This is a genomic window from Sellimonas catena, from assembly GCF_027924685.1.
Classification (GTDB): Bacteria; Bacillota; Clostridia; order Lachnospirales; family Lachnospiraceae; genus Sellimonas; species Sellimonas catena.
Genome location: NZ_BSBO01000021.1, coordinates 65,078 through 72,957, shown reverse-complemented (window position 1 = coordinate 72,957; position 7,880 = coordinate 65,078). Strand labels below are relative to the sequence as shown.

Below are 7,880 nucleotides of genomic sequence, written 5' to 3'. Positions count from 1 at the left end.
TATCTTTCGCCAGATCAGTATGAAAAAGAATACTATGCAGCGTTAGATGAAAGAGCTGAAGCTTTAGCAGGGTAACTCAACATTAAAAGGGCATATTTAATTTGTACTTTTTCTTGACATAGGACCAGACGGCAGCTCCCTTGCAGGAAAATCCCTGGTTGTCTTTGAAACCCTCTACTATGTAGATGCAGACGGGACACAGCGGGAGATCTGCTCTCACAAGGATATTGACGATGCGGGACAGACCGTACATCTCTCCGAAAATCCTCCGGAAGTACCGGAAGAACCGACGGAAACACCTTCCGTTTCTAATCCGGTCAAGACTGGGGATGATGCACCCATCCTTCTTTACCTTGGCATCGGGGCAGGCGCTCTTGTCCTTGCCGGAGCACTGACCGTCCTGTATCTGCACAGACGGAAACAGAAGGATAACCAATAACCCACACATTGACTCTAACAGGCGGTTCCTATTACTGGGCCGCCTGTTTCTATGGAAGGTGACAGATATGGAACGAACCCACTGTACGGCGGACGCCAGGCATATCCGCCATTTTCTGGACTGCTGTGAGGGGAACTGGCACCAGTGCGTATATGTGCGCTGCGTTTCCTGCAAAGCTCCGGGATATTGCAGACAGCCGGACTTTTTATACCATCCGGATCCGGAGGGGAAGCCCTGTGTCCTCCTCATGAGGGATGCCAGGCTTCTTTTCGCCCGGCTTCCAGAGCCCACCGAGTGCGCCGGCGCATTGACCATGGAGCAGTTTATCTCCCTGTACCAGCCCTATCTGGAAAAAGAAGGGCTGCTTGAAGCCCCCTGTCTTCCGGAGGCACTGCTGCGTCTCCAGGAGGCAGCCTGCTATGACTGGTAAAGTTGCGTTTTGCAGGGCTTCTACGTATGGGATAAGTAAGAAAACGAAAGGAGGAGCATCACATGAGTTATTTGATTCTGATTGTCTGCTGGATCGACAGGGCATTTACCACCCTGATCTTTCTCCCCATGCTGTATATCCTGTACCGGAAGTTCCGCCCCACAAAGCCCTGGACGCCCCGCACCATGCGGCTGTACCTGATCTGCAAGGTTCTGGTGATCCTGTTTCTGGTGCGTATCTTCTGCGCCGGATTCATCTTCACACCGGTCAACTATGAGCGCTTCACGGACAGCGGCCTGTTTCCGCTGATCAAGGCCATTTTTTACTCTGACTGGCCGTAAAAATGGTGAAACGTGCCATTTGGTCCGGATCTGGGACCAGTTTCGGCGCTCATCCTATGGGCATCTGTCACCTTTATCCTTACACTATAAGTAAGCAATACGTAGAGAATGATAAACGTATGCCGTACTTATGCCATACGTATGAAATTGAGGTGAACAGACTATGAAACAGAAGAAATCCATCCGCTGCCCATACTGCGGCGGCACTGCCATCCTCCGGGACGCTTCCTTCGTCTATGGGGAGAAGTCCTACGGCGGCAAGGTTTATGTATGCAGCAACTATCCCAAATGTGACGCCTATGTAGGTGTCCACCCCGGAACCCGGATCCCCAAAGGCACGCTGGCAGACCAGGAACTTCGTAAGAAACGGATGCTGGCACATCAGATCTTTGACCAGATCTGGCTGAGGGGAATCTTAAGCCGCCCCGACGCCTATCACTGGATCGCGGACAAGTTCTGTCTCTCCGATGAGCAGGCACACATCGGGATGTTCGGGAACTATATGTGCGACCAGGTGATCCGGGAGTCCAAAAAACTTCTGGCGAACCAGCGCCCCCGCCTCCAGGCGGCAGGCTGAAGGGAGGGAAATGCGATGGTAAAGCCCATGACACCCGCCCAGAAGCAGCTGGCGGAAGATCATATGGATCTGGTCCCAAAGATCATCCGCTCAATGACAAACGGAAGCCCTTTAACCAGCGAGCAGCGGCAGGAACTTTGCCAGATCGGATACCTGGCCCTGTGCCGGGCAGCTGTCTCCTGCGGGGAAGGGTTCCCCTTCACTCCATACGCTGCAGCTGCTATCCGCAATGCCATTTATGACTCCTGGCGTCACGAAATCCGGGGAAAAGATCTTTTCTGCCCGCTGCAGGAAGACCTGCTGGATGCTATGCCGGCCCTGCAGATTGGCCAGGAGCAGGAAGCAATGCCGGATGCAGCGCCCCTGGCACTGAAAGATACGGCGGCAGGTGCTTATCTGGAGACGCTCAAAGCCTCCCAGTGCAGCACCATCCAAAAAGGCATTGAGGCCCTCTGCTTCCAGCTTGAGGGTTACTCGGCCAAGGAGCTGTCCGCTCACTACCAGGTGCCTTCCAACCATATCCGGGCCTGGCAGAGCAAAGCCCGCAGATTTTTACAGCAGGATGCAGCGCTGTGCGCTCTGTTATCCTGAACATATAAAGGAGGAACTTTTATGCTTACGCTCTATACCGCTGTCGGCAGTCTTCAGTTTGTAAATGTGAACGGGAAACCGGTCCCCCATGTGATCAACAACCAGAAGGAATACGGGATGTCCAAAGAGGAGCTTCTGGTGTGGAGCTGCCTGGCCTTCCAGATCCTGACTTATCCGGAACTGGAGCGTCTGTTTGAAAAGAACTGTGCAGACTCCGGCCAGTCCATTTCCCTGCCGCTGTCCCATTACCTGAACCGTCTGCTCCTGCGGGGGCTTCTGGTAAAAGGGATGGGGGTAAGCGCCGTGGATGCCCTGTACCGGCTTTTGGGGACGCTGACCATCACGCCCGTTGAGGACCGTTTTCTTCCCCGGCTTGCCAGCGTATTCCTGCTCTACACCAAAGGGCAGGTGCAGCTAAAAGACATCCCACGGCTCCTTCGCAAGACAAAATGTACGCCCACGGAGCGGGAAGTCCTGGCTCTTGCCGGAAAAGCGCCCCTGTCCACGGCAGAGCTGCTGCTCAGCATGGAGCGGGGCATCCTGATCCGGAAGGAAGAGGATATCCTGGAGAAGCTCTACACCTCGCCGGAAGACACCTGCAGCACCCTTACGGATACCGTGCAGATCACCCACGCCCAGTATCCCATCCTGCAGGCGGTCAGCAACCTGTACCTGAACCAGAAGATCCTATTCCAGAAGATTTGATCCGAAAGGAGAACCCTATGCCGAAACCATTATTTACCCGGCTGGCTGCCATCTGTGCAGTCGGCCTTTTCTGTGTCCTGTTTGGAGGCGTTTATGCCCTTTCTCAGAAGGATACCATCCTGCTGGTCATGAGCCTGCTTCTTGGAGTGTGCTGCATCATCCGCTTCCTTCTTTTATATCGTACCATCAAGACGGAAGACTACCTGATCCTGGAAGGCACCTGTGTTAAGCGGGAGAAATCGCCCCTCACTCGAAACCAACAGGTGCTTTTCCGTACTGCAGACGGGAAAGAATACCGCTTCAGCCTGGAAAAAAATACCCGGCTTCTGGCTGGCCACAGTTATCGGCTCTATTTTAAGAAAGAACGCACGCTGGAAGAAAATTCAGGAAAAGCGTTTCACGATCCGGCGCTGATTGGTTACGAAGAACTGATAGAAGTAGCTGCAGAAGAATAAAGAATGTCCTGTACAACTGGAATCAATCAGGTGTACAGGACCATTTCTCGTCAGAAACGAAACCGTCTCTTATCTTTTCACAAGATGTATAAATTAATTGCTCGTATAATTTGTCTCAGAGGATCGGGTTCATCCTCAATCTTATCATCTAACTTTTTTTCAAAATTCTTGCAAATTTTTATGTGTGCCTCATAATAATCATCTGACAATTTTCCACCTTCTGTAATAACCAATATTAAATATTCCACAAAATCTCGAAAATGATCTGTAATCCCTAAAATCAGATTAAATAATGAATCCAGTTTAATACACGTATTTGGCACCGCTTGTATATCAGTCGCTAACCCCTTTTGCCATTGTTTGTCATCCCCAACAGGAGCATTATAAAATTGATAATTTCCTTTTCTATCAAATGAATATCTTGCAAAATCAAAACGAGCATCTACACGTTTGAACTCTTCAACTAATTCTACCACTTCTGATAATGCCATTTTTTCTGTAGAATTCATATTTAATTCGCTTAATCTTTCTCGTAATGCATCTAAATAATCCTTAATATTATGATTTTGATTCATTTTAGTCTCCGTATTAGTTATCAAACTTATCGCATAGATACTACTTTTCAGCCATAATTCCACTCCATGCCACACACTAAATAAAACAGGGAACACCATTGTATCTGCCATATTTTGAGGGTTATGGCTATATATAATAGAATATAAGGCTATGACGGCATTTGCCATGTATGCTTTCCCCATTTCAAAATTATCACTAATTCCTTGAAATGGATTTTCTTTATTATTACCTCCCATAGAATCATCGAAACGCCAGTTAAGAAAAGCATATCCATTTGGGTTGTTATAATCTATATCTTTCTCTCCATAAAATATCTGCATACGCAATATCTCCTCAAATTGTAATCCTTTGCTATTCATAATATCAAAAATACACCCTAATTACTATACTATTAGAAAATCCCAGGGGCTCACTCCCCTGGGACATCTACAAACTTGTATCCAACTCCCCACACCGTCTGGATATATTCTTTCTTTGTAACCTTCCGCAACTTCTGGCGGATATTTGCAATGACACAGAATACCGCACTGCTTACATCCACCGGCTCCTCCTTCCAGACTGCCTGGTAAATCTGCTCTTTCGTGAAAACTCTTCCTGGCTGACTGGAGAGATAAACCAGTGTCTGAAATTCATACGTTTCCGTCAACGGAAGCACGCTCCCCTGGTAAGAAACCTGGTGCTTGTCTGGATCTATGCGAAGACCGGAATACTGAAGAACCTCATCACTCTCTGTCGCTGGCTTCTCTGTATCGAATTTTGCCAGGATCTGCTCTGTCACCTTTCCAGCTGGATCCGTGGTACGGAGGATGATTTCAATTTGCCTCATCTCTCACCAGCTTTCAAATGACTACAAATTAACGACATATTATTTCAGTTATCGGCTTATATTCATCATCTACAACTTATTTATTAACTTGGTGTTTTCTAAAAATCCAATAACTCATCGCAGAAAATATAACAGCTCCGGCGCCGTTTACTATCATTGCCATATCTGGCCACCTTATTACCACATTTCCTATACTGTAGGCAGTATAGGACTGGAAAGAGAAATCTGCAATTTTGGATGGGAATAAAGACAATATACGACTCCAAGTATATCCTCCGGTATCTGGTGATAAAAAGGTGGGGATGATTATTAAAAGAAAAGCAATAATAATAACTCCATATGTGTTTTTTAGTAATGCAGACATTAAAAGCGTTATTCCCACTATCCCCAGAGTAAAGAAATATGCTAAAACCAATGCATAAATAACTGCCTCTCCCATTGTTAAATGATATCCCACGGATACTGCAGGATATTTTAATTGGATTGGTAGGGCTGCTCCATCAGCTCCTAGAAGGCCAAGATATACTGCTGAATAAATTAACGTAATTCCCCAGTATACACAGGTCGTAAATAGCCACACTGTAATGATTTTGGCAAAAATCAATTTGCTTTTTCCATATTTCATACATAGTATTAGCGAGTCGCATTTTGATTGATATTCCCCGGAAAAAATCGGTGCGATTCCGATGCAAATAATCATCATAATCAGAACAGGCCATGTCAGTGCATCTAAAATCATGTCCCAGCCTTTGTGATAACCATATTGATATTCCGGTATTTTTTCCACTTCACGCTCCCAATAATCTGCTTCAACAGGCGTAAGCTGGCCTCGCTCTTCTCTTGATTGAATATATTTCTGGTCTCTCTCAAGACGTGCTTGTATAAAATCTTTACCGACATTTTCCTCAAAAACATCCTTTATGTCCGTACTACTGCCGGGTTCCTTATATACATTTGAAATCAAACTCAGTAACTCTCTGTTGGATTGATAAAAAGTTCTATATTTTTCTTCAGACAAGTAATGGTACGCTTCGTTATTGGAATTAGTATCAGGGTTATTAGCGTACTCTAAATACTGATTTACAATTTCATTCACTCTATCCTGTGTTAATTCTTGCCGCTGCTGAGTATCTTTCAAAACTTCAACAGCTTGCATTCCACTTACAGTCTGGCCATTTTGATCTATTGCAGTAATTTGAATAATGCTTGAATAAACACAAAAAATCAAAAATAAACAACATCCTATAACTGATATTTGTGTTAGTCTGCTTTTCCATATCTTTTTCCATTCATATTTAATCATTCCACCCATTAATTTCTGTCACCTACTTCCATCTCATCCGAAAAATACTTTAAATACAAATCCTCCAAAGTTGGTTCAACATTAATAGCCCCCTCAATTGGAGCTTCTAAAGACACAATTCTGGCATCAACATAATTCGCTAATGCATGTGAATTTGCTATACAAAACTGCGCTTCAAATCTTGTCCAGTCTTTATTTGGAATATGGCAGGACCACACCTCTCCTTTCACTTTATCAAGTAGCTCTTCTGGTGTTCCCTGCAAGATAAAGCTTCCTTTTTTCATCACCAGTACCTGATCAGAAATATATTCTATATCCGATACAATATGTGTCGATATAATGATAATTTTATCTTTTGACATTTCAGATATTATATTTCGGAAATACGCACGTTCTTTTGGATCTAACCCTGCAGTCGGTTCATCTAAAATTAAAATTTTAGGATCATTTAACAGAGCTTGTGCAATACCCAATCGTCGCTTCATCCCTCCTGAAAAGGTTCTGATTTTCCTATCTGCCTCTTTCTCTAAATTAACCAGCTTTAATAGTTCTCTTGTTCTTCTCTTTGCATATTTCGGCTGCAAACCTTTAATCGAAGCAATATAGAGCATAAAATCCTGCGCTGTAAAACCTGGCGTATATCCAAACTCCTGCGGTAAATATCCCAATAAATCCCGAAACCGCTCTCCCATCTGTAAATTATTTTCACCGTTTACTTTAACTTCTCCCGATGTAGGTTCAATGATTCCGCAGATCATTTGTAAAAGCGTTGTTTTTCCTGCGCCATTGGCACCTAAAAACCCATATACTCCTTCTGTTAATACCGTATCAATCTGTTTTACCGCAATTTTATTTTTAAATTGTTTAGACAGATGTTCCATAGCTAATTTCATCCAGATTTCCTCCTGTCTTTTTAAAAAGTCTGTGTAACTCTATTATCGTGCCCCCAAAAGCTATTAGCCCTATGCCTAGCCACATATTAAAGTAAGATGCCTGGTATATTCTTATATCTGATATTTTGGAAATTATAATTATACAATTTAAACATACTCCCCAGGTTAAAGAATACAGCGAAATATTCTCCTCCCTGCACCTATTTAAAATTATCATGCATCCAAAACACATAATGATATAAGGCACTAATCCATATAGTATTACCTGCCAAATTATAGTTTTTTTAAATATAGACATTCCTAACGCCATACATACAAAAAAAATTAAATCAAATAATCCGAATGTTATCAAACGAACCATAAGCACTTTGCCAAATGAGTTTTTGGCTGTCATTTGTATTTCTACCATTCCTGGCTGAAATATGTTACATATCTCATTCGCATTAATTAAACATAGCGCAGGACCAGATACTGCGATCAAGGTCCATGTCCAACCGCTAATATCAATTTGTTCAGTGCTAATTACATATAAGATCATGATAGAAATAATAAACTTTAGAAACCATGTTTTCTTTTTAATAAATCGTAACTGGTTTATAAAAAATTCTTTATTACACATCCGTTGTTTTTCTGGATGCAATTTTACTGCTTTAGCCTTCATAATAGTTTCTTCATATTTCCGGATGTCGTATAAAGGCACCTCTATTTTTCCCAGTTCTTTCATTAACCGTTTATCTATCATAT

Annotated in this window: 12 protein-coding genes; 7 read left to right on the top strand and 5 right to left on the bottom strand. The window is 43.8% G+C overall.

The genetic code is table 11. The annotated features are described in order from the left end of the window. The first annotated feature begins 118 nt into the window (after positions 1–118). The 7 genes from Selli1_RS18535 (at position 119) to Selli1_RS10870 (ending at position 3,538) form a co-directional block, all read left to right on the top strand. Positions 119–439 (top strand): hypothetical protein, encoded by a 321-nt coding sequence (locus Selli1_RS18535; protein WP_281873001.1) that lies wholly within the window; start codon positions 119–121, stop codon positions 437–439. A 67-nt stretch (positions 440–506) separates the two neighbouring features. Continuing rightward, positions 507–869 (top strand): hypothetical protein, encoded by a 363-nt coding sequence (locus Selli1_RS10895; protein ID WP_281872997.1) that lies wholly within the window; start codon positions 507–509, stop codon positions 867–869. 62 nt (positions 870–931) lie between these two features. Continuing rightward, on the top strand, positions 932–1,210 hold the full coding sequence (locus tag Selli1_RS10890) for a hypothetical protein (RefSeq protein ID WP_281872995.1): 279 nt from the start codon (positions 932–934) through the stop codon (positions 1,208–1,210). Positions 1,211–1,373: 163 nt separating this feature from the next. Continuing rightward, positions 1,374–1,787, top strand: a complete 414-nt coding sequence (locus tag Selli1_RS10885; protein ID WP_281872993.1) for a DUF3268 family zinc-finger domain-containing protein — start codon at positions 1,374–1,376, stop codon at positions 1,785–1,787. A gap of 15 nt (positions 1,788–1,802) precedes the next feature. Further along, on the top strand, positions 1,803–2,378 hold the full coding sequence (locus Selli1_RS10880; protein ID WP_087162279.1) for a sigma-70 family RNA polymerase sigma factor: 576 nt from the start codon (positions 1,803–1,805) through the stop codon (positions 2,376–2,378). A gap of 21 nt (positions 2,379–2,399) precedes the next feature. Continuing rightward, positions 2,400–3,083 carry a cell division protein gene (locus tag Selli1_RS10875; RefSeq protein WP_177311651.1) on the top strand — a complete coding sequence of 228 codons (684 nt, stop codon included), beginning with the start codon at positions 2,400–2,402 and terminating at the stop codon, positions 3,081–3,083. Between the two features lie 17 nt (positions 3,084–3,100). Further along, positions 3,101–3,538, top strand: coding sequence for a hypothetical protein (locus Selli1_RS10870; RefSeq protein ID WP_087416732.1), 438 nt, complete (start codon positions 3,101–3,103; stop codon positions 3,536–3,538). Between the two features lie 77 nt (positions 3,539–3,615). Here Selli1_RS10870 and Selli1_RS10865 read toward each other — a convergent pair whose 3' ends face one another. The 5 genes from Selli1_RS10865 to Selli1_RS10845 all read right to left on the bottom strand — a co-directional run bounded on the left by Selli1_RS10865 (position 3,616) and on the right by Selli1_RS10845 (position 7,878). After that, positions 3,616–4,434, bottom strand: a complete 819-nt coding sequence (locus tag Selli1_RS10865) for a hypothetical protein (protein ID WP_087416731.1) — start codon at positions 4,432–4,434, stop codon at positions 3,616–3,618. Positions 4,435–4,523: 89 nt separating this feature from the next. After that, entirely contained in the window at positions 4,524–4,940 is a 417-nt protein-coding gene (locus Selli1_RS10860) for a winged helix-turn-helix domain-containing protein (RefSeq protein WP_087416730.1), read from the bottom strand. A 76-nt stretch (positions 4,941–5,016) separates the two neighbouring features. Then, positions 5,017–6,252, bottom strand: coding sequence for a DUF2705 family protein (locus tag Selli1_RS10855; RefSeq protein WP_087416729.1), 1,236 nt, complete (start codon positions 6,250–6,252; stop codon positions 5,017–5,019). Then, entirely contained in the window at positions 6,252–7,136 is an 885-nt protein-coding gene (locus Selli1_RS10850; protein WP_281872988.1) for an ABC transporter ATP-binding protein, read from the bottom strand. Before Selli1_RS10850 ends, Selli1_RS10855 begins: the two co-directional genes overlap by 1 nt. Then, a complete protein-coding gene (locus Selli1_RS10845; RefSeq protein ID WP_281872987.1) occupies positions 7,108–7,878 on the bottom strand; it encodes a hypothetical protein in 771 nt (256 codons plus the stop codon). The genes Selli1_RS10850 and Selli1_RS10845 overlap by 29 nt, the downstream gene beginning before the upstream one ends. Positions 7,879–7,880 lie beyond the last annotated feature (2 nt).

What these genes read in the sequence shown, in the direction of transcription:
- Selli1_RS10845 (WP_281872987.1), bottom strand. Translation starts at nt 7,878, where the DNA reads ATGATAGATAAACGGTTAATGAAAGAACTGGGAAAAATAGAGGTGCCT.
- Selli1_RS10890 (WP_281872995.1), top strand. Translation starts at nt 932, where the DNA reads ATGAGTTATTTGATTCTGATTGTCTGCTGGATCGACAGGGCATTTACC.
- Selli1_RS10885 (WP_281872993.1), top strand. Translation starts at nt 1,374, where the DNA reads ATGAAACAGAAGAAATCCATCCGCTGCCCATACTGCGGCGGCACTGCC.
- Selli1_RS10895 (WP_281872997.1), top strand. Translation starts at nt 507, where the DNA reads ATGGAACGAACCCACTGTACGGCGGACGCCAGGCATATCCGCCATTTT.
- Selli1_RS10875 (WP_177311651.1), top strand. Translation starts at nt 2,400, where the DNA reads ATGCTTACGCTCTATACCGCTGTCGGCAGTCTTCAGTTTGTAAATGTG.
- Selli1_RS10850 (WP_281872988.1), bottom strand. Translation starts at nt 7,136, where the DNA reads ATGAAATTAGCTATGGAACATCTGTCTAAACAATTTAAAAATAAAATT.
- Selli1_RS10870 (WP_087416732.1), top strand. Translation starts at nt 3,101, where the DNA reads ATGCCGAAACCATTATTTACCCGGCTGGCTGCCATCTGTGCAGTCGGC.
- Selli1_RS10860 (WP_087416730.1), bottom strand. Translation starts at nt 4,940, where the DNA reads ATGAGGCAAATTGAAATCATCCTCCGTACCACGGATCCAGCTGGAAAG.
- Selli1_RS10855 (WP_087416729.1), bottom strand. Translation starts at nt 6,252, where the DNA reads ATGGGTGGAATGATTAAATATGAATGGAAAAAGATATGGAAAAGCAGA.
- Selli1_RS10865 (WP_087416731.1), bottom strand. Translation starts at nt 4,434, where the DNA reads ATGCAGATATTTTATGGAGAGAAAGATATAGATTATAACAACCCAAAT.
- Selli1_RS10880 (WP_087162279.1), top strand. Translation starts at nt 1,803, where the DNA reads ATGGTAAAGCCCATGACACCCGCCCAGAAGCAGCTGGCGGAAGATCAT.